Genomic DNA, 26,944 nt, shown 5'->3' with positions numbered 1-26,944 from the left:
CGAGCCGTTCTTGATCTCGTCCGGGATCGGCGGAAACGGCGAGGCCTGGCGGATCATCGACATGGCCTGGGCGTCGAAAGCGGCGACGCCGGACGAGCCGCCGAGACGGCTGGATGTGACTTGTCCGCTGCGGCTGAGGGTGAAGCTCAGCCTGGCAACGCCGCGCTGACCGCCACCGCCGGACGGATATTGGTGGAAGCGCATCAGATGCGCGCGGACGCGTTGGTTATAGGATGCGGTCACTGAAGCCACCGCGCCTGCGCTCATTGCGGATGCCATCGGCCCCTCGCGCTCGGCACGCGGCGGTGCGCTGGTGCGCGGCGCGGGGGTCGCCTCCGACGGCTTTTTCGCCTCGCGGCGAACCGCCTTCGGCTTCGCCGGCGCGGGCTTTTCGACCGGCACGATCTTCGCCGGCTCGGGACTTGCCGGTGTCGGCTCCAGCTTCCGCTCCGGCGGCGCCACGACCTCCGGCTTCTCCTGCGGCGGCGTCGGCGCGATCATCTCCTCGACGGCCTGCTGCGGCACCGGCTCCGGCGGCGAGGCGTCGGCCTCCTGCATCGGAGGTCCCGGCGCGACATCGTCCTGCGTCGGCTGCGGCGCCGACGTCACCGGCGCCATGTCGATCATGATCGCCGGCAGGCTGACGCCTTGCTCCGGCTGAGACCTCAGCCAGTTCATGGCGAGCAGCGCGGCCGCAACATGCAACGCCACGATCACCGCGGCCGATACACCCCAGCGCGATGTCTCGCGCCCGCCGAACGGCTCGTACAGGGCGAAGGCGTTCGTCGCGGCCATCAGTTGCGTCCGTCGAGGCCGACGAGCGCGACCTTGAGATAGCCGGCATTGCGCAAGGTGTTCATCACCTCCATCAGGTCGCCGTAGGAGACGGCCTTGTCGGCGCGCAGATAAATGCGCTCGTCCTTGCGGCCCTTGGTTGCCGTGTCAAGCGAAGTGCTGAACGCATCGCGGGCCACGACGTCTTCACCAACAGCGATCGAGAGGTCCGGCATCACGGTGACGAAGACCGGCTTGTCGGGCCGCGGCTGCGGATCGGCGGCGGTCGCCGGGAGATCGACGCCGATATCGACGGTGGCGAGCGGCGCGGCCACCATGAAGATGATCAGGAGCACCAGCATCACGTCAATAAATGGCGTGACGTTGATCTCATGGGTCACGTCGAGATCGCCCGCGTCGCTGCGCGACCTGAGCGCTGACGCAGCGCGTCCGCCAAGCTTTGCGGCCATGGCCTACTCCGCCGCCCGCGCCAGGCGGAAATCACGATGCTCGCGCTGGCGGCTGACGATCAGCATCAATTGCGCGGAGGCATCGCCGAGCAGCGCGCGATAATTGGCGATGCCGCGGACGAGGTAATTGTAGATCACCACCGCCGGGATCGCGGCGACGAGGCCGAGTGCGGTGGCGAGCAGCGCCTCCGCGATGCCGGGCGCGACCACCGCAAGGCTCGTGGTGTGGCTCTCGGCGATGCCGATGAAGGCGTTCATGATGCCCCAGACGGTGCCGAACAGGCCGACGAACGGCGCGGTGGCGCCGATGGTCGCGAGCACGCCGGTGCCGCGCGAGATCCGCCTGGACGTCGCGGCCTCGACCCGCTCGAGCCGCAGCGCCACGCGCTCCAGGAGGCCGTCATCGAGGATGCCGCCGGACAGCTCAGCCTCCTTCGCACTCGTTTGAATGAGTTGGGCTACCGCATCGTGGGCATCGCCGGTCCGCGCCGCCGCATCAGCCAGCGTCGTGTTGCCCTCGAGAGCGTGCGTCCGCTGCCGGGCGAGCGCGCTCTTGCGGCGCAGCTCGACGGTCTTGGCGAGCCACACCGTCCATGTCACCAGCGAAGCGCAGGCAAGCCCGATCATCACCGCCTTCACCACGATGTCGGCGCTGACGAACATGCCCCAGGGCGACAGGTTGCGCGGCAGCAGGGCCTCGTCGGTCGCGGCGAAGGCCGACGTTGGCGCAAGCGCCAGCACGATGGATCCGATCATGTGCCGAAGCCTGAAATTGCTCTGCATCCTGATCTCCCGACAGACAGAAACGAAGGAGGCTACGCCACCGGCTGCGCCGCGGTCCGGTCGGCAAGCTGCCGAAACCGCACGAGCTGGTCCGCCCGCAACGCCCTGGTCTCGTCGCGACCGACGAAGACCTTGAACATGATGCCGCCGTCGACATTGACGAAGGCGACGAAGGCCGAGATCTTGCCCATGAAGGGCCGCTCGACGAAGACGACGGCCGCACAGCGCTCGTGGCGGAGATGGCCGTGCAGTCCCTTCGGTTGCATCAGGTTGAAATAACCGCGGCCGATCTCGCCCGCGGGGATCGGCCCCGTGAATTCGAAGATCGCATCCTCGGTGTGGACGATCAGCGTGACCTCGCCCCACTCCGCGATGTCCTGCATGGCCGCGGCGAAATGCTCGCCGCCACCAAGACGCACCATGGAGGCGGGCAGCGCCTCGATCACCGCGCGCGGCGAGACCTTGCGCTCCCGCGCGACGTCCTCGATCACCGCGCCGGGATTGTCGGCCATGTACGCCTTGAGATCGGCAATATCCGTGCTCAGCATGTGAGGCTCCTCTCGTAGTCCAGCGCCGCCTCAGGCGGCCGCGGCCTTGCGCTCGCTCTGGATCACCTCAAAGCCCTCGAACTTGGGGTGGCCGAGATAGAGGCTCTCGCCGGTCCTGTTGTCGGCGCGGGCGTGAGCGCGGCGAAATTCCTCCGAGCGCGTCCAGGCTTCGAACGCCGCCTTGTCGACCCAGGTCGTGTGCGACGAATAGAGTGTGTGATCCTCGGCCTCCGGGCCCTTCAGCAGGTGAAACTCGACGAAGCCCGGCATGCGGCCGAGATAGGATTCGCGCGTAGCCCAGACGGTTTCGAACGCGGTCTCCGCGCCCTTCTTCACCTGAAACCGGTTCATGGCGATGAACATGAAAGTCTCTCCTTCTCATCAAAACGAAAGCGCCCCGAAGCCGCGCTGGAGCATCAGCGCGGCCCGGCGGAGGTTGGTGACATGCGGTGACGGCGGCTACGCTCCTCCAAAGTGGATATTCAAGCCGGCCTTGTAGACCCTGCCGGGACCGGGGCTCGACCACAGTACGTCGTTCTGCGTGGTGCCGTCGGTCGAACTGCCGGGAATGGCGTAAGGCCGGTAGTACTGGTTCAACAGATTGTCGATCGATGCCGTGAAGACGACGTCCTTGGTCGCATTCCAGGTCAGGTACAGATTGACCAGATCGTATCCGGTCGCGGGCAGATAGCCCGCGGGCACGTCGTTGTTGGGACCGAACGAGGCCCACTGCGCCGACAGGATCAGGGTGCGATCGAGCAGGCGGACACCGCCGGTCGTGACCACCTTGGTCGGGGTGATGGTCGCAAGCCCGATATTGGTCGCGACGTTCTTGCCCTTGATGTAGTGACCGGCAACGCCGACGAACCAGGTGCCGGCGTCGTACATCGTCTCCGCCTCAAAACCCTCGATGCGGGCATTGGCGATGTTCTGGTACTGGTAGAACTGGCTGAACGGGCCGAACGCCGTCGCGACCGGCGTCGAGGCGACGAGATCGATGTAGTCGCTGACGTCGTTGCGGAAGAGATTGATCTTGCCGCGGAACGAGTCGGACGCGCTGAAGATGTTGTCATACTTCAGATTGAAGCCGACTTCCTTGTTCTTGCCGACCTCGGGACGAAGGTTCGGGTTGGGCAGGAAGCAGAACAGGCCGGAGGTACCGTCCGGGCAAACGAAGAAGGCCGGTCCGCCGCCGGTCGCATGCGCACCGGAGATCACGGTCTCGGTGATCGAGGGCGCACGATAGCCTTCGGCATAGCTGACATAGGGCTGGAAGCCCGCGACCGGCGTCACGCCGAGGGTGATCTTCGGCGAGAAGCGGTCGCCGCCGGCGCTGGTCTTGCCGGCGTCGAGGTCATAGCGGTCGTAGCGGATCGCGCTCACAGCTTCGAACCAGGTGCCGTAGTTCTGCTTCAGCTGGAGGAAACCGCCCGACACGGTGCGGATGCCGCTCGGCGTGGTGATATTGGAATTGCCGCGGCTGTCGGTCGTGATTACGTCGTCCTGGAACGCATCGACGCCCCAGGTAAACGCATTGCGCCAATCGCCGACGTTGAAGCGCGTGGTGTTGTTGGCATCGACGCCGAACGTATTGAGGACATAGCCCCGCTTGTCGCCGACGCAGCCCGAGATATTGTTGCCCGCAACGCCCGCGCCGCAATAGGCCGCGCCAGCGGTCGAATAGTGATAGGTCTTGGTCTGGTCGTTCTCGGTGCGATTGCCGTAGATCGACATGTGCCAGTCGAACAAATTGTCGCTCGGCAGCGAATAGTTCCAGGTGATGGTGCCGGTGTAGTTCTTGGCGTCGGAAGCATAGACCGACGAGCCCTGATAGAGCGCGCGCTGTGCTGCAGTCGCCACCGGACCGGTGTTGAACTGGCCGATGTCGTATTGATAGTCCTGGAAGACGGCGCCGAACTTGACCTCGTGGCCGATAGCCGGCCGCACCGTGAGCTTCATCAGACCGGCCTCGACCTGGTTGCCGGTGTTGCCGATCTCGGTGCCGTTGCCGTCCTTGTAGTTGCCTTGCGTGCGGTAAACCGCGCCGCCGAAGATATCGACATCAGGCGTGGCGCGCACGCCGCCGAACACCGAGCCCAGGCCGCGATTGTTGTTGGACCCGTAGGAGCCTGTGAGATCGACACCCCAGCGCTCGCCGGGGCGGAGCACGTCGTCGATGTCCTTGGTGCGGAACGAGACAAGACCACCGATCGCGCCGGAGCCGTAGATATTGGCGGTCGGACCGCGCACGACGTCGACGCCGCCGATCAGCTCGGGATCGAGGAAGAAGGAGCCGTTGGCGTTATGACCGGTGCGCTGATAGTTCTGCCGCGCGCCGTCGACGACCACGGCGACGCGTCCGAAATCCTGCAGGCCGCGAATGTTGATGACGGTCGCGGGATCGTCGCCGCGCTCCTGGAACGACACGCCGGGCACGTTGTAGAAGATGTCCGACAGCCGGTTCGGCTGGAGACCCTGGATCTTGTCGAGCGTCACGGAGCTGACCGGCGCAAGCGCGTCGATCGCGCGCTCCTCGGTCTTCGTTGCGGCGACCGTGATGGTGTCAAGTGTCTGAACCGGCGCGGTGCCGCCGGCCTGGGCGCGGGCGTTCATGACTTCAGGCGTTGCCTGATGCGCGACTTGCGGCTTGGCCTGTTTGCGCTTGGCCTGCTTCGGCCGTTCCGACGATGCACGTTCGGCCAGCGGCTCAGCGGTCTGCGCGAGACCGCTCTCCGTCATCAATGCCGCGATTGAAACCACCGACGCGCCCAAAATCAGAGCGCGCGAATACCTAGCCCCGTCAGCCATATTAGCCCCAGCCTGCACTTCACTTTGTTGGTTGGCTGGCGTGCGCCGCACGTGGCGAGCGACTGGCTGGCTGATTTTTCGAAGACGCAGGCACGCGGCCTGCGCTCATGTTTGGTTACGTGGCAACACTCTGACGGTCAATGTCACGGGGTTGCAATTTATATCGATTGTAAATTGCAGCCGTTGGAATGCCGCCGATGCCGCTTATACAAACACAGCACATCCGAAATTTCGAAAGCGCGTCACGACACCAATGTCAGCAACGTCCGGAGACGACATCGGCGGTGCGGCAGGGCGAGCGGAAAGCCCTTCCGCAACAACGAGAACTTTGACCATGCGAGGGAGCAGGATCGACAGCCGGGAGATCTTTGCAGCGGAGCGCGAGATCATCATCGCGCATGGCGAGGAGAACTATCGGCTCCGCCTGACCTCGCAGAACAAGCTGATCCTGACGAAGTAACCTGCAATGACATTTTGCCGCACCCTCATCCATCTCCTGCTGAACGGCACGATCGCGCTCGCTTCCGCTGCGCACGCCGCCGGCATCACCGTGCATGACGCGCGCAACCGCGACGTGGCGGTCGACGACATCGCACGCACAGTCTCGATCGGCGGCGCCATCACCGAGATCCTCTACGCGCTCGGACTCGAGAACCGGCTGGTCGGTGTCGATACCACGAGCCTCTATCCGGCAACGGCGCTGCAAGACAAACCCAATGTCGGCTACATGCGCCAGATTTCGGCGGAGGGCGTGCTGGGCCTCAACCCCACGCTGATCCTGGCGATCCAGGGCTCGGGCCCGCGCGAGACCATGGACGTCCTGGAGACGGCGAAGGTGCCGCTGGTGCTGGTGCCTGAAACGTTCTCGGAGGAAGGCCTGATCGAGAAGATCAGGCTGGTCGGCCACGCCATGGGCGTCGATGCGCGCGCCGCGTGCCTCAGCGATGCGGTCAGTGCCGATCTCGCGCAGCTTCGCGCGCTCCGCGCCAAGGTGACGAAGCCGGTGCGGGTGATGTTCGTGATGTCGCTTCAGAATGGGCGGGCGATGGTCGCCGGCCACAAGACCGCGGCCGACGAGATCATCCAGCTCGCGGGCGCCGCCAACGCCGTCGACGATTACGACGGCTACAAGATCATCGGCGACGAGGCGATCGTGGCGGCGAAGCCCGACGTGGTGCTATCGATCGACCGCGGCAAGGATTCGCTCCAGGCCGAGGCGGTCTATACGCATCCCGGCTTCGCCCTGACACCGGTCGCGGCCAACAAGGCCTTCATCACGATGGACGGACTTTATCTGCTCGGCTTTGGCCCGCGCACCGCGGCGGCGGCGCGCGATCTGTCGGTCAGGCTCTATCCAGGATTGGCCGCACAGGGCGGCACGTTCACCTCGGCCCTATCGGCGGCGAATTGCCGGCAATGAGCGTGGCGACCGGGACCAAGGCGCATAATCCGCGACGACACGCTGGCGCGCGCAAACGATCCGCGTCCGTTGCTATTCCCCTTCTGCTCGCAGTCCTCGCAGCCACCGCGATCGTCGCACTGACCGTCGGCGCGGCCGGCATTCCCCTCAGTCGTTTGCCTGCCGCACTCGGTTTCGTCCGTGACGGAGCGGTTGACGCCGTAACAGCCCGCGACCAGCTCGTGCTGTGGTCGATCCGCATTCCGCGGATCGCGGCGACCGCCATGGTCGCCGGCCTGCTCGCTGCGGCCGGCGCGATCATGCAGGGGCTGTTCCGAAATCCGCTCGCCGATCCCGCTCTGGTCGGCGTCTCCAGCGGCGGCGCGCTCGCGGCAGCGGCTGCGATCGTCTTCACTGATTCGCGCTTCGGCGGGACGCTGCGTTTCCTCCAGACCGAGTTGCTGCCGCTTGCCGCTTTCGCAGGCTCGCTGCTGACGACCGCGATCCTCTACGGCATCAGCAGCCGCGCCGGACGGACCTCGATCGCGATCTTCCTGCTCGCCGGCGTCGCCATCACCGCCATCACCAATGCCGGAATCGGACTTCTGGTCTTCATCGCTGATGATCGCCAGCTGCGCGACATCACCTTCTGGCTGCTGGGCTCGATGAGCGGCGCGACCTGGACCAAGGCTGCGGCACTCGCGCCCGTGCTCGCACTTGGCCTCGTTGCCTGCGCCTTCATCGCGCGCGGTCTCGATCTCCTGGTGCTCGGCGAAGCCGACGCCTTTCATGGCGGGGTCGACGTCGAGCGCCTGAAGCGGATCTCGATCGTGATGGTCTCGGCCATGACCGGCGTCGCGGTGTCGATCAGCGGCGTCATCGGCTTCGTCGGCATCGTAGTGCCGCATCTGCTGCGCCTCGTCATCGGACCGGCGCACCGCCTGCTGCTGCCGGCTTCCGTGCTGCTCGGCGCGATCCTGATGGTCGGCGCCGACACGCTGGCACGCACCATCGTGGCGCCCGCGGAGATGCCGATCGGCATTTTGACCGCCGCGGTCGGCGCGCCGGTCTTCCTGGGGATTCTGCTGCGGCAACGCGGGCTCGCCTCACTATGAGCGCCGTGATCGAGGCACACGCTTTGACCAAACGCGCCGGCCGCGCGACGCTGCTCGATGCGGTCGACCTGACCGTCACCGCGGGCGAGATGGTCGCCATCATCGGCCCGAACGGCGCGGGCAAATCGACGCTGCTGAGGCTGCTGTCCGGCGATCTCCGCCCGAGCCAGGGCGAGGTCCGGCTGAAGCAGCGTGACATCCGGAGCTTCACGCCGCGCGAGCTTGCGGGTCACCGCGCGATGCTCTCGCAGCACGTCAACGTCACCTTCCCCTTCACCGTCGAGGAGATCGTGCTGATGGGTGCGGGGGATCGCCCGCGCGAGGCCGGCGGGCTGGTGGACGCCGCCCTGCACGAGGTGGGCCTCGCGCATTTTCGTGAACGACAATTGCCGACGCTGTCGGGCGGCGAGCAGCAGCGCGCCCATTTCGCCCGCGTGCTGGTGCAGCTCGCCTGCGGCGAGGTTGCGCACGGGCCCGGCCTGTTGCTGCTGGACGAGCCGACATCGAGCCTCGATTTGCGCCACCAGATCGATCTCGTCGAAGCGGCGCGGCGCCGCGCGACAGCCGGCACCGCTGTCATCGCGATCCTGCACGACCTCAATCTCGCGATCCGCTTCGCCGACCGGCTCGTCGTGCTGAACGGGGGCCGGCTCGCGGCTGACGGTCCGCGCGCCGACGTCGTCACGCGCGAGACGATCCGCGACATCTTCGAGATCGACGCCGTCGTCCACCAGGCCGAAGACGGCGTGCCTTACGTGCTGCCGCAATCGATGCGCGCGGCGCCGCCATCTCGATCAATTCTCTAAAGCTCGATAACTCTGGGCGATCGATCAACCGCGGGCTCACTGCACCTCTCCCGCTTGCGGGGGAGGCATAGGCCGCCTTCGGCGGCCGTCCTCTAAGGGACGCCGAGGCGAGCCTCGGCTATGGCGAAGCGCCGGGTGGGGGTTCGCTCCACATTGGGAGTGTCGATTGCGGAAACACCCCCACCCCAGCCCTCCCCCGCAAGCGGGAGAGGGAGCGCACGTCCTTCGTGGCCAGCAATCCTAGCCTGCCGGCACGATCACCATGCCCTTGTCCTTCGGCCAGCGGATGCGCCAGGCGAAGTTGATGTCCTTGACCTCGCCGGGCTTGGCGTCGAACGACCACTCCAGCACGCCGCGCTTGTCGCGGATATTGCTTGCGGTCGGCGGCGTGGTCGATGGCAGCATCTCGACGATGATGTCCTCGTTCTCGCTGACCGGCAGCTGATCCTCGATCGCCACGCGAATCGGGAAATCGTGGCCGTTGCGAACGGTCGTCTTGAACGCGCGCTCGTCGGTCTTCGACGTCGTGACCAAGAGGCCGGCCGAGCCCTCGTTGCGCTTGAGCACGGCACGTTCGATCTTGACCTTGTCGTCGGCGCCGAAGCCGAGCCGCACGGTCTCCTCCCTGGCCGAAGCCGAGATCTTGCCGCGGCCGACGAAGATGCCGTCGCGATAGATCGCGACCTTGCCCGGCAACAGCGTCGCCTCATCCGTCTGCTTGAAGCTGGCTTCGAGGAAGGCGGTGGGGTCCACGACCGGCGCTGCACGGACCGCGAGATCGGCCGGCACGGTCGTCGAGGCGATGCGCAGGCTTTTGGCGCCCTCCGCGGCGCCAAGGCTGACGCGGCCGGGAATGCTGAACGTCGCCTGGAAGTCGCCGATCTCGGCGACGGCCTGCTGCTCGTCGGCGCGCTCGCGCGGCTCGGGCGCTTCGGCGGCTTTGGACATAGGCTCGAACTGCGCCGAGCGATTGCGGAAGGTTGGCGCAGGCCGCGCCAGGTCCGATGCCGTGCCCAGCGCCAGCGGCTTCGGCACTTGCGGATATTGCGCGATCAGCGAGTTCAGCTCGGGCGCGCTGCCGCCGCGAGCGATACGAACCGTGGAAACGCCGAGTGTGACATTGGACCAGTCCTCGCCGGTCGATTGCGTGATCTCGGCGCGGCGGACCAGCTCCAACTGCGGCTTGCGGTCCTTGGCGCCGGTGTCGAGCCGGGCGTCATAGAGCGGCACCCAGCGCGCATTGCGCACGGCATAGGTCACCCGCAACGTCGCCTTCGTTGCGGCTGCTGCGGCCACGTCGATCCGCACCTCCAGCTTGCTCGGCGGCTTGGCGGAGCGCTCGGCCTCCAGTTGCGCGATCTGGCGATCGATCTCGCGCTGTTTTCGCGCAGCGTCACGGATCGTGGTGTCGGCGGTGGCGATCTCCTCGGCGACCGCGGCAAAGGCCGCGCGCCATTCGGTGATCGGCCGAGCCTCGCCCTTGTCGCCGAGGCCGGCGGGAGAGGCTTCGGCAAAGTGCTGCGCGAACTTGCGCCGCGCAGTGGCCGAGTCGATCGCACCTTGCAGGTCGGCGCGCTGATCCTTGAGAGCTTCGATGCGCTTGTCGAGCTCGGGCAGGTTGACAGGCGGCGCCGCCCGTGGCGGCCGTGCGTCGATCGTGCCGATGGTGAGTTTTGCGCCCGCCTCGCCTTCGACCCGAAGCGAGGACGGATCGAGCGAGAGCGGAAAGTCCTTGGCGACCAGCGTGCTGTCACCGGGAGAGAGGTCCAGCGTGATGACGCGGGTGACGCTCGCGCCATCGGGATAGACGGTGACGGTATCGATCGCCGATGTGGCGTCCACATCGGCGGCCCAGGCCGGCAACGCGGCAACCGTGGTCACCAGGACCAGGCTCGTCGTCGCCAAACATTTTGCGATCGTGCGCATCAAAATTCCTTCCTGCCGGTATCGCCGCGCCGCCAGCCGGACGCGCGATCAAATGCCTCACCAACGTTGTGAGACGCGGCCGGGAAGGAACCGGTTCGATTGGGGTTTCCGTGGGGCGGCGCTGCGGCAGGTTCGTGGCCACGGAACGCGCCGCCGGGCCCTGTCTCAGCCCTGGGTGACCGTCGCTTGAGCTGTACCTTGGCCGAAGATGCGGCGGAGCAGATCGGTCACGTTCCTGGCCCCGGCCTTTTTGAGCACGCTGGCGCGGTAGCCCTCGATCGTGCGCGCACTCAGTTGCATCCGCCGGGCGATCTCCTTGTTGGTGAGACCGGCAGCGAGGTGCTCGAGCACCTCGCTCTCGCGTTCCGTCAGGGGCTCGCGACCGGGCAGCCAACGCCTTCGGTTCGAAGCGGGCGGACCGAATTCATCGATCGCAGCATCAATTCGCTCGACGATGTCGCGCGTACGGAACGGCTTTTCGATGAAGTCGAACGCACCGCTCTTGATCGCATCAACCGCCATGGCGATGCTGCCCTTCGCCGACGTCACCAGGACGGGCGCCATGCAATTCTCCTCACGCAGGCGCTTAAGCACCTCGAGGCCGGACCGATCGGGCGGCATCTCCAGCAGCACGCAGGCCGGCATCCGCGCCTTCGCTTCCGACAACAACGACGCGCCATCGGCAAAGCAGATCACGTCATAGGCGTTCTGCTGCAGTGCCGTTGAAAGTTGTTCGCGCGCGGCCGCGTCGGTGTCGATGACGAATACCTCACCCTTGGAAAGCATGTTCCCCGGCATAATCCCGATCCAACAATGTCTTGGTCAAATGGTCCGCGACGGCGGCGGGCCCCATCGCCCTTGCGCGCCGTCATGAGCACCGCATTGGCGCCGGTGCTTCGGTTTCCCTTATGTATGTTCCACCCAGTTCCCGGATTTGACGGATCGGGACAGAAATTTTACATTTCGGGACATCTGCGGGAATGGCTGGCAGGAACGGTTCGCATGACCGACCTCATTCGCAGCGCAGGCCTGACCTATTATCCGGAGGTCGCCCGGTCGGTCGGGCTCGACCCCAGGCAGATGATGCGCAAGGTCCGGCTTCCCCTCGCCTGCCTCGACAGGCCCGACGTTCCCATTGCGGTCTCAGGCCTGCGTCGCCTGCTCGAATTGTCAGCAGAAGCTTCCGGTGCCGAAGATTTCGGCTTACGCCTCGCTGAGCACGGCGGCCTGACCAACTTTGGCGCGGTCGGACTGATCGTGCGCGAACAGGCGACGATCGGCGAGGCGATCGAAGCATTCTCGCGTTTCATTCATGTCCATCACGACGGCATGCGGCTCGACGTTGCGCGCAGCAAGCAGACCGTGACCATCACCCTGCATCTGCGCGGCCGGCAGCCGAGCGCGCCGCGCCAGTCCATCGACATGGCGCTGGGCAGCGTCCACCGCATCATCCAGTCGCTGTTCGGCCATGACTGGCGGCCGCAGGAGGTCCATCTGCACTATCCGCCGCCGCGCGACCGCAAGCGCTACCGCGAATTCTTCGGCTGCCCCGTGACTTTCAACGCGGATGACGACGCGATCCTGTTGTCGGCCCACGACATGGACCGCCGGATCCCAAGTGCGCATCCGCTGATCGCGAGCTATCTGCGCAAGCGGATCGAGGCAATCGAAACGCGGCCCGCAAGCTGGGAGGAGAAAGTCGACGAGGTCGTGCGCACCCTGCTCGCCACCGGCGACTGCACTGTCGAGCGCGTCGCCGAGCACCTCGCCTGCACTCGCCGCACCATCCACCGCCGCCTCGCCGAAGCCGGCACCAGCTTCTCGGCCATCCTCGACGCGCACCGCGCTGAACTCGTAACCCAGTTGATCACGGACCCCGGCCGACCGCTGGCGGATATCGCCACGCAGCTCGGCTTTTCCGCGCAAAGCGCCATGGCACGCTGGTTCCGCGGCCGCTTCGGCTGCACCATCACCGCGTGGCGAAAGGGCGTACGGCCGCCGGCGAAGCCCGCCGTCGTGCGCTCAGCGACTGCAGCCTAGCCATGAGATCAAATACCGGCTCGTGGTTCACCTCTCCCCAGCGGGGAGAGGTCGGATTGCGCCCGGCGATGCGAAGCATCGTCCAGTGCAATCCGGGTGAGGGGCCGCGGCGCTCAGTGAGACTGTAACCCCTCACCCGGATCGCATCTTTCGATGCGATCCGACCTCTCCCTCTGGGAGAGGTGAAGCACCCTTCCTCGCCGCATCGCTTCAATCGAAATTTATCGCGGCTTAAGTCAGCGCGCCGGGGCGACCGCGCGCACCGTGGCCAGCGCGTGCAAGCGGCTGCCGAAGAGCAGCGGACCGAACGCGATGGCAAAGCCGAGGAAGGCGACGATCCAGCCGCAGGCGGCGACATGCAGCAGCAGATCGCCATGCGCCGGCCATACCACAGCAGCAACACGCGCCAGCGCCGCGATGATGATCGCGGCATAGATCGCTTGCGTCGCCACGGAGGCCGTCAGCGCCTGCCCGGTATGGCCGAGGCTCGCGCGCGTCATCACCGCGAGCGTCATGACGCCGGCCGCGCCCGCCATCCAGGCGTGAATGCCGGCACTCGGCGGCAATGCGCCGAAGACGGCCGCCGCATGCAGGAGAAAGCCGAGCGGAACGAAGACGTAGCCGACATGCAGGATCAGCAGCAGCCGCTCACGCGAGGTGCGGTCGCCGGCCCAGCGTGCGAGCCGCACCAGATGCAGCGTGCCGACGACGGCCATCGCGATACCGGTGACGGCGCTCAGCGGCGCCACGATCCAACAGATGAGCGCCAGAGCGCTGCATCCGATCACCGCGCCGTCGAAGCGGCCGAATGGCACCGGCAGGCGGCCGGGATTGACCTTGACCAGCCAGTTGCGGGTGAAGCTCGGGATGATGCGGCCGCCGATCAGCGAGATCAGCAGCACGACCACACTGACACCCACACGGATGCTGACGTCGGCCGCGCCCTCGTAGTGCGCTTCGAGATGAAAGGCAACGTTGCCGGCAAGCAGAACGAGCACGAGCACCACCACGGGCAGGTTGCGCCAATTGCCGCCGGCGATGATCTCGCCGGTTGCGGCGGCGACGACCAGCGCGAGGAATGCGGCATCGATTGCGAGCGCGAAGGCCCAACCGAGCTCGGCCGACAGGGTTACCGCGATACGGCCGGCGAACCAGACCGCCACCAGAGCGCCCAACGACGGACCCTGGATCGGCAATCGCCCGGTCCAGTTCGGAATCGCCGTGAACAGGAACCCGGTGATCACCGCCGGCAGGAAGCCATAGAGCATTTCATGGACATGCCAGTCGCGCGGCGCAAAGGCCGAGGTCAGCGACAACCCGCCATAGAACATCGGCAGCCAGACCAGGATCGACAGCGCGGCCTGGATCGCGGCGAGCAGGAAAAAGGGGCGGAAACTATTGGCAAACAGCGGCCAGCCTTGCGGATTGCGGGATCGGGCGCCAGCCATAGGGCAACTCCAGAGAAGTCGGACCGTTATCAGGAAAAATACCGCCGCCCGGCCGGCCCGTTTTGCGCTATCGCAAACTATGGGACGATTGAAGGTGCAATCACACTCCGAAACGCCGCGCATTTGGAGGCAGCATGGCAAAAGTCGATACGTCGCTGGTTGCACATTTGCCGCTGTTTGCGGGGTTCAAGGCCGAGGACCTCGAGGAGATCCTGCGGGAAGCCCGCTCGGCGCGCTATCCTAAGAACAGCGCCATCTTCGAACAGGGCGCGGACGCGCACGCCTTCTTCCTGCTGCTGCACGGCCATGTGCGCGCGGCCAAGACCACGCCCACCGGCGAGCAGATCGTGGTGCGCTACGTCGCCCCCGGCGAGACGTTTGGGATCGCAATGGCGATCGGGCTTGCGCAGTATCCGGCGACAGCGACTGCCGTCGACGACAGCGTGGTCCTGATCTGGCCGACCGCCGCCTGGCCGCGGCTGGTCGAGCGGTTTCCATCGCTTGCCAGCAGCACGCTGCTCACCGTCGGCTCGCGCCTTCAGGAAAGCCACACCCGCATCCTGGAAATGTCGACACAGCAGGTCGAGCAGCGCGTGGCGCATGCGCTGCTGCGGCTCGCCAAACAATCCGGCAAAAAGCTCGACCATGGCATCGAGATCGATTTTCCGATCAGCCGCCAGGACATCGCTCAGATGACCGGTACCACGCTGCATACGGTTAGCCGCATCCTGAGCGGCTGGGAGAGCCAAGGCCTCGTCGAGAGCGGCCGCCAGCGCATCATCCTGCGCGACCCGCACAAGATCGTCATCCTGGCAGAGCGGAACCCGGACAGCGGACCGGCGTGAGGGCAGTTCGACCGTGCCTCCTCCGCCTCTGAAGCCAGGGGCGAGGGTGCTTTCACTTACGGCGAAAGCTCTCCCTCACCCGGGAATCCGCGCGCCCGCGCGAATTCCAATCCCGCCTCACGCCGGCACGCAATCGCAGAGCGCGGCCAGGAATTTGTCGCGGTCAATGCCATGCTCGCGGCAGGCATCGTCCACCGTGTGGAAGGTCGCGATCGGACAGCCGACACAGGCCATTCTGAACGCGAGAAACACCCGGATCGTGTGTGGCGCCGTGCGCATGATGTCATCGACCAGATCGTCGGATCGGAAGGGCATGGACAACTCCGTTCCGAAACGACGATAGCGAAGCCACCGGCGGCATCTTTGTCGAAGCGCAAGCTGATGCGAAGTCCCCAACTCGTCATTCCGGGGCGCGCCTCTTGGCGCGAGCCCGGAATCCATTTTTGTCACATGTTGCGCGATGGATTCCGGGTTCGCGCCATCCAGGTCGGCTATTGCCGACTTGGATCTTCAGGTCTGCCGAATTCGGGTAAACCCGAGTTCGGGCGGCGCGCCCCGGAATGACGAAGAGAAAAGCTACACCGCCCTGCTATGCAGCTGCTTCGCCGCATCGAGATGCGCATCGAACGCAGCCGCGACGCTGCGAACCAGGAAGCGCGCATCCTTGGCGACGGCGAGGCGGTCACCATCGAGGCGGACGACTCCGTCGGAGACCAGCGACTTCAGCCGTGGCGCCGAGTTCAGCATCGCCTCGGCAGCGGCGCCATGACGCGCGCAGATCGCGCCGAGATCGGCGCTGAACTCGCACATGATCCGCTCGATGATGTCGGCGCGCAGCCGGTCGTCGTCGGTAAGTCCATATCCCTTAGCGGTGGCCAGGCGGCCGGCGGCGATGCTTTGCGAATAGGCGCCGATCGGCACCTCGTTCTGGACATAGCCCTGCGGCAGATGCCCGATCGCGCTGGCGCCGAAGCCGAGCAGCACCTCGCTCGTGTCGGTGGTGTATCCCTGAAAATTGCGCCGCAGCGTCCGCTCCCTCAAGGCCACGGCCATGGAGTCATCTGCCTTGGCGAAATGATCCAGCCCGATCTGCACATAGCCGGCCTCCTTCAGCGCGTTGGCGATCGCGCAGGCCCGGTCGTGACGGGCGGGCCCGTCGGGCAGGACGCTCTTATCGATCATGCGCTGGTGCTTCTTGAAATCAGGCACATGCGCATAGCCGAACACTGAGAAGCGCTCGGGCGCGAGCGTGAGAGCGCGCCGCACCGTGTCGAGGCAGGAGGCGACGGTCTGGTGCGGCAGGCCGTAGATGAGATCGAAATTGATCCCCTGGATGCCGGCGCGCCTGAGCATGTCGACGACGGAGGCGGTCTGCTCAAAGCTCTGCACGCGATTGATCGCGCGCTGCACGACAGGGTCAAAACTCTGCACGCCGAGGCTCGCGCGGTTGACGCCGGACAGCCGCATAGCCTCGACCATGTCGGCGGTCAGCGTCCGCGGATCGATCTCGACCGCGATTTCGGCCGACGGCGGCACGAAGAACGCTCTTCGCATCGTCGCCATCAGCTCGGCAAAGGCTTCCGGCGCCATGATCGTCGGCGTGCCGCCGCCGAAATGGATGTGCTCGACCTTGATGCGGCGGCCGACGGTTGCGGCGACCAGCTCGATCTCGCTGCCGAGCGTCCGCTGATAGGCGGCGATAAGCCCGTCGCGGCGTACGATCTGGGTGTGGCAGCCGCAGTACCAGCACATCTCACGGCAGAACGGCACGTGCAGATAAAGCGAAGCGCTGGCATTGGTCGGAATTTCGGCCAGCCACGTCGCGTAGGTGTCCGCGCCGATGGCGCGCGAGAAATGCGGTGCGGTCGGATAGCTCGTGTAGCGTGGCAGACGTTCCTCGCCGTAGCTCACCGCGAGATCAGCTCTCATGTCCCGTCCATTCGTCGATGTCGGCCGCTTCGGATGTCGCGGCAAGTTCCGGATCAAGTCCCGGATGCGGTTCGCATTTACCCGGTTTCCGGCGGCAGACCTTGCGCTTGCTCAAAGTTCGAGCGCCAGATCTGCGCCATCGTCACGTTTAATCATTTATTCCTCCGGAGATGACACCATGGCGCCGTTCGCGCTCGATCTCGTTCTCTGGCTGCTCGGCGTTCGCGGTCACATCCCGCGCTTCGACGACTTCCGCCCCGTGCCGGCAGCACCCTCAAGCGGTGCCGGCCATTTGCTGCGCGTGCTGGCCGTCATGGCCTCGATCTTCGCAGCACTGGCGCTTGCGGCCTGGGGGACGGTCTGGCTCGCGATCCGGCTGCTCTAGTCCGCATCGCGACATCCACAGTTAGAGATGCGAACGAGTTGCTGCTGGCGCAGTTCGTACCGCGCTGCGCGTGCGGTCATGGCAGAGTGTCGCCGGCGCTTCTCGGGTAAACCTCCTAGGGATTGTTGCGGAGTCGAATCCGGCAAAAGCTTGTTGCAGCGCAAACACTCTTGCTGCAATCGGCGCACACTGCATCCCGTCATCAAAACCTTTTCAGATGAAGGATGCTTCCGATGTTCACCCGCAGAGCCGCATTGATCAGCGCCGCCGCGACCGCCCTCATGCTGGCGGCACCCGCCTTCGCCGCGAGCGATCTGAAGCTACCGCGGCAGAAGGTCGAGCTGGTCGCACCGCCGTTCGTGCATGCGCATGAGCAGGCCACCACGCAAGGCCCCTGGATCGTCGAGTTCAAGCTCACGATCGAGGAGAAGAAGGTTGTCATCGACGACAAGGGCACCACCTTCCAGGCCATGACGTTCAACGGCTCGATGCCGGGACCGCTGATGGTCGTGCATGAGGGCGACTATGTCGAAGTCACGCTCGTCAATCCGCCGACCAACACCATGCCGCACAACATCGACTTCCACTCCGCGACCGGCGCGCTCGGCGGCGCCGAGCTTACGCTGGTCAATCCCGGCGAACAGGTCGTGCTGCGCTGGAAGGCGACCCGCACCGGCGTGTTCGTCTATCACTGCGCGCCGGGCGGCCCGATGATCCCATGGCACGTGGTCTCCGGCATGAACGGCGCCGTGATGGTGCTGCCGCGCGACGGGCTGAACGACGGCAAGGGCCACGCGCTGAAGTATGACAAGGTCTACTACATCGGCGAGCAGGACATGTATGTGCCGCGCGACGAGAAGGGCAACTTCAAGTCCTACGACTCGCCGGGCGAGGCCTATAGCGACACCGAGGAGGTGATGAAGAAGCTGATCCCTAGCCATGTCGTGTTCAACGGCAAGGTCGGCGCGCTCACCGGCAAGAACGCGCTGAAAGCCAATGTCGGCGAGAACGTGCTGATCGTGCATTCGCAGGCCAACCGCGACAGCCGTCCGCATCTGATCGGCGGCCATGGCGACTATGTCTGGGAGACCGGAAAATTCTCCAATGCACCGGAGACCGGACTCGAGACCTGGTTCATCCGCGGCGGCTCGGCGGGAGCGGCGATGTACAAATTCCTGCAACCCGGCATCTACGCCTATGTCACGCATAATCTGATCGAGGCGGCCGATCTCGGTGCCACTGCGCACTTCAAGGTCGAAGGCAAGTGGAACGACGACCTGATGACGCAGGTGAAGGCGCCTGCGGAGGTTCCGGCTCCCAACACCAACTAGACGCGACAAGGGGCCGGTGATCACCGGCCCCCTCTTCTTTGAGGGGACAATCATGCTGATCGCATTCAAGCTCAAACTGGCGCTCGCCTGTGCGGCGGGGCTTGCGGGGCCGCTGGCCGTTACGCCCCTGGTCTCCGACATGACGACACACCGCACACAGGGGGAGCCGGCGATCGTCGAGATCGCCGCAGGCGGCTTCTCCTATCGCGCAGCGGGCGACTTCACCCGCGGCGGCCAGCAGGCGGAGGCGCCACTGCGCTCAGTGCGGTTCAACCGGCCGCTTCACATCATGCGGCATCAGGTGTCGTCATCCGATTATCAGCTCTGCGTGCAGGACGGCGCGTGCCGCGCGCTCGACCGCGGCGTCGTGGTCGCGCCCGATCGCCCCGCGGTGCAGGTGAGCTGGCACGATGCCGTCGCCTATGCCGGCTGGCTGTCGCACAGCACCGGCGCGCATTATCGCCTTCCCAGCGACGAGGAATGGGCGTTCGCCGCAGGCCGCAGATTCAAGGACGACGGATTGCCGGTCGATGCGAGCGATCCTGCAAAACGCTGGATCAGCCGCTACGAGCGCGAGTCCGATCGCGACCTCTCGGACACGGCGGCCTATCCATTCGGCCAATTTGGCCTGAACGAGCACGGTATCGAGGATCTCGCCGGCAATGTCTGGGAGTGGACCTCGACCTGCTTCGTGCGCTCGCGTCTCGACGAGAGCGGCAAGCCCGCGCCGCAGACCGTGAACTGCGGCGTGCGTGTCGCCGAAGGCGCCCACCGCGCCTACGTCACCGACTTCGTCCGCGACGCCCGCGCCGGCGGCTGCGCGCAGGGCGTGCCGCCCGCCAATCTCGGCTTCCGCCTGGTGCGCGAGGCGCCGTCGTTGGTCGCGGGCGTGTCGGCGCGGCTCGGCAAGTTGTGGGCGGCGAGGTCGTAACGCGCGATGGGTGAATTGGAGGAGCAACGGCGGCATTCCACACTCCGTCATTGCGAGCGCAGCGAAGCAATCCAGACCGTCTCCGCGACAAGACTCTGGATTGCTTCGCTGCGCTCGCAATGACGAGATCACTATCATCGCCCGCGACCCGGCTACGCCAAGGCTTCGCCGGGGCTGAGGTCTAGGGCCGCCGAAGCTTTAGCGTAGGCGGCAAGCGGGCGATCCAGTATTCCAGAGGCGGTGACGAATACGGATAAGCCGCGGCGTACTGGATGCCCCGGTCGAGCCGGGGCATGACAGCCGTAGGGTGGGCAAAGCGAAGCGTGCCCACCATTGCTGCCGCAAACGCGGAAAGACGGTGGGCGCGGCGCTTCGCGCCTTTGCCCACCCTACGAGCTGGAACGAAAATGGCCGGGACGAAGCCCGGCCATTTCACGATCATTCGCGACCGCTATCTCAGGTGTTTTTCAGCGCGACGCGGAATTCCGCTTCGGTCTTGGCCTTGACCTCGTCGAGCGAGACGCCGTCGGCGAGCTCGATCAGGGCCATGCCGCCATCTCCGTGCTTGTCGATGGTGAAGACGGCGAGATCGGTGACCACCATGTCGACCACCCGCTCACCGGTCAGCGGCAGGTCGCATTTCTTCAGGAGCTTCGGACCGTCCTTGGCGGAATGCTCCATCACGACGACGACGCGCTTGACGCCGGCGACGAGGTCCATCGCGCCGCCCATGCCCTTGACCATCTTGCCGGGGATCATCCAGTTGGCGAGATCGCCGTTCTGGGCGACCTGCATGGCACCGAGGATGGAGAGATCCATGTGGCCGCCGCGGATCATGCCGAAGGAATCCGCGCTGGAGAAATAGGCGGTCGACGGCAGCTCGCTCACGGTCTGCTTGCCGGCATTGATGAGGTCGGCATCTTCCTCGCCCTCATAGGGGAACGGTCCCATGCCGAGCATGCCGTTCTCGCTCTGGAGGCTGACGTCCATCCCGTCAGGGATGTAGTTCGAAACCAGCGTCGGGATGCCGATGCCGAGATTGACGTAGTAGCCGTCACGCAATTCCTTCGCGGCGCGCGCGGCCATCTGTTCACGGGTCCAGGCCATGTCGCTCTCCTGATCTTAAGCTGCCGGGCGCGGGCGGGTGTTGCGGAATTCGATGCGCTTCTTGGCCGTGCCGACCTCGACGATGCGCTTCACGAAAATGCCGGGCGTGTGGATGTGGTCGGGGTTGAGTTCGCCGGCCGGAACCAGATGCTCGACCTCGGCCACCGTGATCTTGGCGGCGGTCGCCATCATCGGGTTAAAGTTGCGCGCGGTCTTGCGGTAGATGAGGTTGCCGGCGGTGTCGCCCTTCCAGGCATGCACGATGGCGAGGTCGGCGAACAGGCCGCGCTCCATCAGGTACTTCTCGCCGTCGAACTCCTTCACTTCCTTGCCTTCGGCGATCAGCGTGCCGACGCCGGTCTTGGTGTAGAAGGCCGGGATGCCGGCGCCGCCGGCGCGGATGCGCTCGGCGAGCGTGCCTTGCGGGTTGAATTCGAGTTCCAGCTCGCCGGCGAGGAATTGCTGGGCGAACAGCTTGTTCTCGCCGACATAGGACGAGATCATCTTCTTGATCTGCCGGGTTTCCAGCAGGCGGCTGAGGCCGATGCCGTCGACGCCGGCATTGTTGGAGACAACCGTCAGGCCCTTGACGCCGGCCGCGCGGATTGCGTCCGACAGCTCCTCGGCGATACCGCAGAGGCCGAAGCCGCCGGACATGATCATCATGCCGTCTTTCAGAATGCCGTCGAGAGCCGACTTCGCGTCGGGATAGACCTTGTTCATGCAGGAAACCTTCGGCTTAGCGGCGTCGTGCGCCTTCATTCGCGGCGATTATTAGGCGAAATGCTCCGAGGCCGTCAATGATACGGGGTTCTCCGCCCCGCCGCCGGGTGATAGAAGCTGCCCGCCCCGTGGGCATAACCGCTCCGCGGCCTTGAAAGCGACAAGAAAACCCATCAAGTTGCGGGGGTTGGGCGAGGGTGCGCTGGTCTCCCGGCCCGCCCTCCCGGCTCCAACGACCAACCCGATCAGGACATGCCATTGACCATGGCCCAAGGAATGAAGCGCCTCGGGACGCCGATCGCGGCACTGCTCGGCGTGGCGCTGATCGCCCTGATCGCGACCTCATGGCTCATCAATCGTGAGGCGCTGCGCAGTGCGGTGGAAGCACAGATCCGCGACGTCACCGGGCTCGAGCTCAATGTCGCAGGCGCGATCGACATCTCGCTCGTGCCGGCAAGCTACATCTCATTCCACGATGTCGGCCTCAAGGGCGGCGGCACCAGCGATCCCGCACTGCATGTCGACGTGCTCACGGCCAATTTGCGGCTGCTGCCGCTGCTCCTGCAACGGTTCGAGATCGCCGACCTGATGCTGCTGCGGCCGCACATCCATGTCAGCCTCAAGCCGGACGGCGAGAGCAACTGGACGCCTTTCATCCAGACCATCGCGCGCACGATGAAGCCCGGCGCCGACAACCAGGTCTCGTTCTCCGAGATCAGGATCCAGGACGGCGTCCTCGATTACGAAGACGTCGCCACCCACGCCTCCGAGCATCTCGAGGACATCGACCTGTCGCTGGCCTGGCCCTCGATCTCGCGGTCCTTCGCCGCAACCGGGCAGTTCGACTGGCGCGGCGAGCGCGTCGACGGCTCGATCAGCTTCGCCGATTTCGTCGCCGCCCTCTCCGGCGATCGCTCGGGGCTGAAGGCGCGGATCGCCAGCGCGCCGCTCAAGCTCGCCTTCGACGGCAGCGTCGCCAACCGCACCAGTCCGATGATGGAGGGCACCCTCACCATCGACAGCCCGTCCTTGCGCAATGCGCTGCGCTGGACCGGCCAGCCGCAGCCCGGCAGCGGCGGCTTCGGCCGCTTCGCGCTGAAGGCGCGCGCCAATGTCGTCGGCGCCTCGATCGCGCTCACCAACGTCAATGTCGAGCTCGACGGCAACGTCGCCGAGGGCGTGATGACCTACGCCAATAACGGCCGGCAGACGCTCCAGGCGACGCTGGCTGCGGATACGCTCGACTTCACGCCCTACATCTCCACCTTCCGCCTGCTCGCGAGCGGCGCGCGCGACTGGAACAGGCAGCTGTTCGATCTCAACGGCCTGTCGACCACCGACCTCGACATGCGCCTGTCGGCGGCACGGCTGACGGTCGGACCATCGAAACTCGGCCGCACCGCGATCGGCGCGAACCTGCGCAACGGCACGCTGGCGCTCTCCGTCGGCGAGGCGCAGGTCTATGGCGGCATCGCCAAGGGCTCGTTCGGCATTGCGCGTTCGGACACCGTCGCCGACGTCAAGGCGCAATTCCAGTTCGCCGACGTCGATCTCCAGGCCTGCGCGTCCGAACTGTTCGGCATCAACAAGCTGTCCGGTCGAGGCACCATCAACGTGTCGCTCGTTGCCTCCGGCTCGAGCCCGTTCGGCCTCGTGCAGTCGCTCGACGGCACGGCCAGCGTGGTCGGGCATGACGGCGCGATTTCGGGCTTCAATGCCGAGCAGCTCCTGAAGCGGCTGGAGCGGCGGCCGCTGTCGGGCGGCGGCAATTTCCGCAACGGCTCGACGCCTTATGACAATCTCACCATCGCGGTGAAGTTCGCCGACGGGATAGCCACAGCCGAGGACATCCGCGTCGAAGGACCTGCCGCCAAGATCACGCTGACCGGCACCGCATCGGTGCCGACGCGCGAGTACGACATGAAGGGCGTGGCGAGCCTCAACGGCACGTCGGGCTTCGAATTGCCCTTCGTGGTGCAGGGGCCCTGGGACGATCCGTTGATCTTCCCCGATCCGGAGAGCCTGATCCGCCGCTCGCCGGCATCGGCCCCCTTGCTCGACATGCTGAAGGACCGCAAGGGCAGCGATGCCGTGCGCTCCGCGATCGAGCGCATGACCGGCGGCGGAAAGCGCCCGGCGCCGGAAGGCTCGCCCACGGCGGAAAACGCCAAAGAGAGCGCGAAGTCGAACTGAGAACGCCGTTCGATCGCGCGAATCCATTAACGCGAATTAATCAGGGCGAATTGATGCGGCGTTTGGATCGATGCGCGGCTAACGCATCTCCACAGGCCTCCACCCCAGACCTAGGTTGGACAAGAAGCCGCTAGATCGGCTAATGCCCATGCGCTAGTGTTTTAGCTAACCGGTTAAAAGGCCGGTCGTTTGAGGGAGAAAAACGTGAGATCCAAGGTTATTGGCGCATTTTCACTCGCGGTTGCTGCGGTCGGGCTGTTTGCGGCCAGCGCACCCGCATTTGCGCAGCAGAAGACGATCACCGTCTGGTGGGGCAAGGGCTTCTATCGGTCCGAAGACGACGCGCTGATCGCGGCCATCAAGAAGTTTGAAGAGAAGACCGGCATCAAGGTCGAATTGTCGCAGTATGCCATTCAGGACATGATTCCGAAGACGGTGGCCGCGCTCGATGCCGGCACCGTGCCGGATATCGCCTATTCCGACAGCTATGACGTGCAGGCGCAGGGCAAGTGGGCTTACGAGGGCAAGCTCGAGGATCTGTCTGATGTCATGGAGCCGATCAAGGATCGGTTCGCACCGAACACGCTGGAAGCGTCGATCCTCTACAACGACGTCGCCAAGAAGAAGGCCTATTACGGCTTCCCGCTGAAGCAGCAGAGCATGCACGTCCAGATCTGGAACGACATGCTGGAGAAGGCGGGGTTCAAGCAGAGCGACATCCCGACCGACTGGAACGGCTATTGGACGTTCTGGTGCGACAAGGTGCAGCCGGCGATCCGTAAGGCGACCGGCCAGCGCATCTATGCAGTCGGCCAGCCGATGGGCGTGGAATCGACCGACGCCTTCCAGTCGTTCTACACCTTCATGGACGCCTATCACGTCAAGCTGGTCGACGACGACGGCAAGCTCCTGGTCGACGATCCCAAGGTCCGCGATGACCTGATCAAGGCGATGAAGGACTACACCGAGACCTACATCAAGGGTTGCACGCCGCCGTCGTCCACGACCTGGAAGGATCCGGACAACAACGTCGCCTTCCACAACAAGACGATCGTGATGACGCACAACTTCACGATCTCGATCGCGGCGAAGTGGTACGAGGATTCCCAGAACCAGGCGCTCACGCCCGAGCAGCGCGAAGCCGGCAAGAAGGCCTATGAGCAGGACATCATCACCGCGTCCTTCCCGAAGGCGCCGGATGGATCGACGATCAAGTACCGCTCCGACGTCAAAACGGGCCTGATCTTCACCGCGGCCAAGAACAAGGCCGAGGCCAAGCAGTTCCTCGGCTTCCTGCTCCAGGAAGAGAACGTCCGTCCCTATATCGAGGGCGCCCTCGGCCGCTGGTTCCCGGTGACGAAGGAAAGCCAGGCCAGCCGGTTCTGGCAGGCCGACAAGCATCGCAAGGCGGTCTATAACCAGTTCACGGGCGGCACCGCGCCGTTCGACTTCACCAAGAACTGGAAGTTCACGATCCTGAACAACGAGAACGTCTGGGCCAAGGCGATGAACCGGGTGGTGAGCGAGAAGGTCCCGGTTGACAAGGCCGTCGACGAACTGATCGCCCGCATCAAGCAGGTCGCGGGCTAAACCATCCTCACCTCTCCCCGCGCTGCGGGGAGAGGTGATAGACCATCACCGGCCGCCTAGCGCGGCCGGCAGCCTTTTCAAAGAGTTCGAAAGAATGGCGATCACGCTCTCTGGCGATCAGTCAATCCCCTCACCACCCTTGTCGTCGCGGCTGACCCCGGCGCAGGTCTGGGGCATCGTGCTGCTCGCACCCTATTTCCTGGTCTTTCTCGCCTTCGTCGTTTATCCCGTCTGCTACGGGCTGTGGCTGGCGCGCCATCCGGCGAGCTATGTCGCGCTCTACAACGATCCGATCTTCGCGCGCGCCGCGGTCAACACGCTGATCTTCCTGGTCATCGGCATCAACATCAAGATGCTGATCGCGCTATTCCTGTCCGGCTTCTTCGCCCAGCAGCGCACCTGGATCAAATGGCTCTCGGTGATCTTCATCCTGCCCTGGGCGGTGCCGTCGATCCCGACCATCCTGTCGGTTCGCTTCATGCTCAATCCCGAATGGGGCATGGTCAACCACATCATCTTCAGTCTCACCGGGGACGACGGCCCGAACTGGCTCAACGATCCGACGGTGGCGCTGGCCATGGCGATCGGCGTCCACATCTGGAAATCGCTGCCGTTCTGGACGCTGATCCTGATCACCGGGCGCCTTGCGATCTCACACGACTTGTTCGAGGCCGCCGAAGTCGACGGCGCCAGCTGGTGGCAGAAATTCCGCTACATCACCTGGCCGTCGATGCAGACGCTCTATGTCACCTGCACGCTGCTCTCGATGATCTGGACGCTCGGCGACTTCAACAGCGTCTATTTGCTCACCGGCGGCGGACCGGCCGATTTGACCCACGTGCTGGCAACCCTCGGCATCCGCTATCTCCGGCTCGACCAGCTCTCGCTTGCGATGGCCTCCATCGTCTGCGCGATGCCGTTCGTGCTGCCGCTCGTGTACTTCATGATGAAACGGTTGTCGCGATGAAGCTCCCCACCTTGCGCGAAGTCGCGACCGAAGCGCGGTTGCTGCTGATCGGTATTCCCGTCTTCCTCTGGACGATGATCCCGATCTACCACATGTTCCTGTTCGCGATCTCCCCGAAGGAGGACGCGTTCTCGGGCAAGCTGTGGCCGGACCATCCGACGCTGCACAACTTCTCGATCGTGTTCAATCAGCAGCATTATTTCCTGCGCGACTTCTATGTGCAGTTCTGGAATTCGACCTTGATCGCGGCCTCGGTCGGCGCGCTGACGCTGTTCATCGCCACCGCTGCGGCATTCTCGATCTCGCGGCTGCGCGTGCCCGGCGGACGCGTCGTGATGAATCTGGCGCTCTTCACCTATTTCATCCCCGCGGCGTTCCTCGCCGTGCCGATGTACCGCACCATGGGCAACTACGGCCTGCTCAACAATCACTGGTCGCTGATCCTGGCGATGGTCACGATCGCCTCGCCCTATGCGATCTGGGTTCTGAAGCAGGCGTCCGACAAGCTGCCGGTCGAGCTCGATGAGGCCGCGGTGATGGATGGCGCCACCACGCTCCAGATCTTCCGCCTGGTCTACCTGCCCCTGATGATGCCCTCGCTGGTCGCGATCGGCACCTATGCGGTGCTGCTCGCCTGGAACGAATATCTTTACGCGTTCCTGCTGCTGTCGAACGACCGCGAGATCACGCTCCCCGTCGCCCTCGGCAACTTCCTCGCCGCCGACGACTCGCCCTGGGAGCTGCTGATGACCACCGGCTTCATCTACGCGCTGCCGCCAGCCGCGATCTACTACGCCTTCCGCCGCTACATGGTGGGCGGGCTCAC

Annotated in this window: 26 protein-coding genes; 13 read left to right on the top strand and 13 right to left on the bottom strand. The window is 65.1% G+C overall.

Annotated features, from left to right (window positions below):
- The 6 genes from AYJ54_RS20040 to AYJ54_RS20015 form a co-directional block, all read right to left on the bottom strand.
- Positions 1-795: energy transducer TonB (locus tag AYJ54_RS20040; RefSeq protein WP_063701449.1), on the bottom strand; the 795-nt coding region annotated here is incomplete at its 3' end.
- Positions 795-1,244 carry a TonB system transport protein ExbD gene (gene exbD, locus AYJ54_RS20035; RefSeq protein WP_063701447.1) on the bottom strand — a complete coding sequence of 150 codons (450 nt, stop codon included), beginning with the start codon at positions 1,242-1,244 and terminating at the stop codon, positions 795-797. The genes exbD and AYJ54_RS20040, both read right to left, overlap by 1 nt.
- Before the next feature lie 3 nt (positions 1,245-1,247).
- The gene (exbB, locus tag AYJ54_RS20030; RefSeq protein WP_063701445.1) at positions 1,248-2,027 is read right to left on the bottom strand and encodes a tonB-system energizer ExbB; all 780 of its coding nucleotides are present in this window, start codon (positions 2,025-2,027) and stop codon (positions 1,248-1,250) included.
- A gap of 32 nt (positions 2,028-2,059) precedes the next feature.
- Complete coding sequence (gene hutX / locus AYJ54_RS20025) at positions 2,060-2,575, bottom strand: heme utilization cystosolic carrier protein HutX (RefSeq protein ID WP_063701443.1); 516 nt, start codon at positions 2,573-2,575, stop codon at positions 2,060-2,062.
- A gap of 30 nt (positions 2,576-2,605) precedes the next feature.
- Positions 2,606-2,938, bottom strand: a complete 333-nt coding sequence (gene hmuQ, locus AYJ54_RS20020) for a heme-degrading protein HmuQ (RefSeq protein WP_063701441.1) — start codon at positions 2,936-2,938, stop codon at positions 2,606-2,608.
- Positions 2,939-3,034: 96 nt separating this feature from the next.
- Positions 3,035-5,383 carry a TonB-dependent hemoglobin/transferrin/lactoferrin family receptor gene (locus AYJ54_RS20015; protein ID WP_082905752.1) on the bottom strand — a complete coding sequence of 783 codons (2,349 nt, stop codon included), beginning with the start codon at positions 5,381-5,383 and terminating at the stop codon, positions 3,035-3,037.
- Positions 5,384-5,636: 253 nt separating this feature from the next.
- On the opposite strand from AYJ54_RS20015, the gene AYJ54_RS52520 reads away from it, so the two are divergent.
- Genes AYJ54_RS52520 through AYJ54_RS19995 form a run of 4 tightly spaced genes read left to right on the top strand, consistent with a single transcriptional unit; the run spans position 5,637 to position 8,703 of the window.
- Positions 5,637-5,843 (top strand): hemin uptake protein HemP, encoded by a 207-nt coding sequence (locus AYJ54_RS52520; protein ID WP_063701438.1) that lies wholly within the window; start codon positions 5,637-5,639, stop codon positions 5,841-5,843.
- Positions 5,844-5,849: 6 nt separating this feature from the next.
- A complete protein-coding gene (locus AYJ54_RS20005) occupies positions 5,850-6,803 on the top strand; it encodes a heme/hemin ABC transporter substrate-binding protein (protein WP_063701436.1) in 954 nt (317 codons plus the stop codon).
- Positions 6,800-7,897, top strand: coding sequence for a FecCD family ABC transporter permease (locus AYJ54_RS20000; protein ID WP_063701434.1), 1,098 nt, complete (start codon positions 6,800-6,802; stop codon positions 7,895-7,897). Before AYJ54_RS20005 ends, AYJ54_RS20000 begins: the two co-directional genes overlap by 4 nt.
- Positions 7,894-8,703 (top strand): heme ABC transporter ATP-binding protein, encoded by an 810-nt coding sequence (locus AYJ54_RS19995; protein WP_063701432.1) that lies wholly within the window; start codon positions 7,894-7,896, stop codon positions 8,701-8,703. Before AYJ54_RS20000 ends, AYJ54_RS19995 begins: the two co-directional genes overlap by 4 nt.
- Before the next feature lie 240 nt (positions 8,704-8,943).
- Here the strand turns inward: AYJ54_RS19995 and AYJ54_RS19990 are convergent, their stop codons facing one another.
- Positions 8,944-10,629 carry a mucoidy inhibitor MuiA family protein gene (locus AYJ54_RS19990; protein ID WP_063701429.1) on the bottom strand — a complete coding sequence of 562 codons (1,686 nt, stop codon included), beginning with the start codon at positions 10,627-10,629 and terminating at the stop codon, positions 8,944-8,946.
- A 165-nt stretch (positions 10,630-10,794) separates the two neighbouring features.
- Complete coding sequence (locus tag AYJ54_RS19985; RefSeq protein WP_063701426.1) at positions 10,795-11,427, bottom strand: response regulator transcription factor; 633 nt, start codon at positions 11,425-11,427, stop codon at positions 10,795-10,797.
- A gap of 204 nt (positions 11,428-11,631) precedes the next feature.
- Between AYJ54_RS19985 and AYJ54_RS19980 the strand changes: the two genes are divergently transcribed.
- Positions 11,632-12,669 (top strand): AraC family transcriptional regulator, encoded by a 1,038-nt coding sequence (locus tag AYJ54_RS19980; RefSeq protein WP_063701423.1) that lies wholly within the window; start codon positions 11,632-11,634, stop codon positions 12,667-12,669.
- Positions 12,670-12,905: 236 nt separating this feature from the next.
- On the opposite strand, the gene AYJ54_RS19975 is transcribed toward AYJ54_RS19980, so the two are convergent.
- Complete coding sequence (locus tag AYJ54_RS19975) at positions 12,906-14,117, bottom strand: NnrS family protein (RefSeq protein WP_063701419.1); 1,212 nt, start codon at positions 14,115-14,117, stop codon at positions 12,906-12,908.
- A gap of 134 nt (positions 14,118-14,251) precedes the next feature.
- On the opposite strand from AYJ54_RS19975, the gene AYJ54_RS19970 reads away from it, so the two are divergent.
- Positions 14,252-14,962, top strand: a complete 711-nt coding sequence (locus AYJ54_RS19970) for a Crp/Fnr family transcriptional regulator (RefSeq protein WP_063701417.1) — start codon at positions 14,252-14,254, stop codon at positions 14,960-14,962.
- Between the two features lie 117 nt (positions 14,963-15,079).
- Here the strand turns inward: AYJ54_RS19970 and AYJ54_RS19965 are convergent, their stop codons facing one another.
- Positions 15,080-15,277, bottom strand: a complete 198-nt coding sequence (locus AYJ54_RS19965; RefSeq protein WP_063701414.1) for a DUF1858 domain-containing protein — start codon at positions 15,275-15,277, stop codon at positions 15,080-15,082.
- A gap of 261 nt (positions 15,278-15,538) precedes the next feature.
- Positions 15,539-16,891: an oxygen-independent coproporphyrinogen III oxidase gene (hemN, locus tag AYJ54_RS19960; protein ID WP_063701412.1), complete on the bottom strand. Its 1,353-nt coding sequence runs from the start codon at positions 16,889-16,891 to the stop codon at positions 15,539-15,541.
- A gap of 178 nt (positions 16,892-17,069) precedes the next feature.
- On the opposite strand from hemN, the gene AYJ54_RS19955 reads away from it, so the two are divergent.
- From AYJ54_RS19955 to AYJ54_RS19945, 3 genes are all read left to right on the top strand, one after another.
- The gene (locus AYJ54_RS19955) at positions 17,070-17,276 is read left to right on the top strand and encodes a hypothetical protein (protein WP_063701409.1); all 207 of its coding nucleotides are present in this window, start codon (positions 17,070-17,072) and stop codon (positions 17,274-17,276) included.
- Between the two features lie 233 nt (positions 17,277-17,509).
- Positions 17,510-18,607, top strand: coding sequence for a copper-containing nitrite reductase (nirK, locus tag AYJ54_RS19950; protein WP_063701487.1), 1,098 nt, complete (start codon positions 17,510-17,512; stop codon positions 18,605-18,607).
- 52 nt (positions 18,608-18,659) lie between these two features.
- Positions 18,660-19,538 (top strand): SUMF1/EgtB/PvdO family nonheme iron enzyme, encoded by an 879-nt coding sequence (locus AYJ54_RS19945; protein ID WP_063701406.1) that lies wholly within the window; start codon positions 18,660-18,662, stop codon positions 19,536-19,538.
- A 456-nt stretch (positions 19,539-19,994) separates the two neighbouring features.
- Here the strand turns inward: AYJ54_RS19945 and AYJ54_RS19940 are convergent, their stop codons facing one another.
- Positions 19,995-20,645: a CoA transferase subunit B gene (locus AYJ54_RS19940; RefSeq protein ID WP_063701403.1), complete on the bottom strand. Its 651-nt coding sequence runs from the start codon at positions 20,643-20,645 to the stop codon at positions 19,995-19,997.
- 15 nt (positions 20,646-20,660) lie between these two features.
- Positions 20,661-21,368, bottom strand: coding sequence for a CoA transferase subunit A (locus AYJ54_RS19935; protein WP_063701485.1), 708 nt, complete (start codon positions 21,366-21,368; stop codon positions 20,661-20,663).
- A gap of 264 nt (positions 21,369-21,632) precedes the next feature.
- Here AYJ54_RS19935 and AYJ54_RS19930 point away from each other — a divergent pair, with 264 nt between their 5' ends.
- From AYJ54_RS19930 to AYJ54_RS19915, 4 genes are all read left to right on the top strand, one after another.
- Positions 21,633-23,561 carry an AsmA family protein gene (locus AYJ54_RS19930; protein ID WP_063701400.1) on the top strand — a complete coding sequence of 643 codons (1,929 nt, stop codon included), beginning with the start codon at positions 21,633-21,635 and terminating at the stop codon, positions 23,559-23,561.
- A 204-nt stretch (positions 23,562-23,765) separates the two neighbouring features.
- Complete coding sequence (locus AYJ54_RS19925; RefSeq protein ID WP_063701398.1) at positions 23,766-25,151, top strand: ABC transporter substrate-binding protein; 1,386 nt, start codon at positions 23,766-23,768, stop codon at positions 25,149-25,151.
- A 94-nt stretch (positions 25,152-25,245) separates the two neighbouring features.
- Positions 25,246-26,118, top strand: a complete 873-nt coding sequence (locus AYJ54_RS19920) for a carbohydrate ABC transporter permease (protein WP_063701396.1) — start codon at positions 25,246-25,248, stop codon at positions 26,116-26,118.
- A partial coding sequence (locus AYJ54_RS19915; protein ID WP_063701394.1) for a carbohydrate ABC transporter permease occupies positions 26,115-26,944 on the top strand: 830 nt, incomplete at its 3' end. The genes AYJ54_RS19920 and AYJ54_RS19915, both read left to right, overlap by 4 nt.

It is taken from the genome of Bradyrhizobium centrolobii (assembly GCF_001641635.1).
GTDB classification, from domain to species: domain Bacteria; phylum Pseudomonadota; class Alphaproteobacteria; order Rhizobiales; family Xanthobacteraceae; genus Bradyrhizobium; species Bradyrhizobium centrolobii.
The sequence above is the reverse complement of the archived record's forward strand: the minus strand, read 5'-3'. Positions and strand labels throughout refer to the sequence as shown.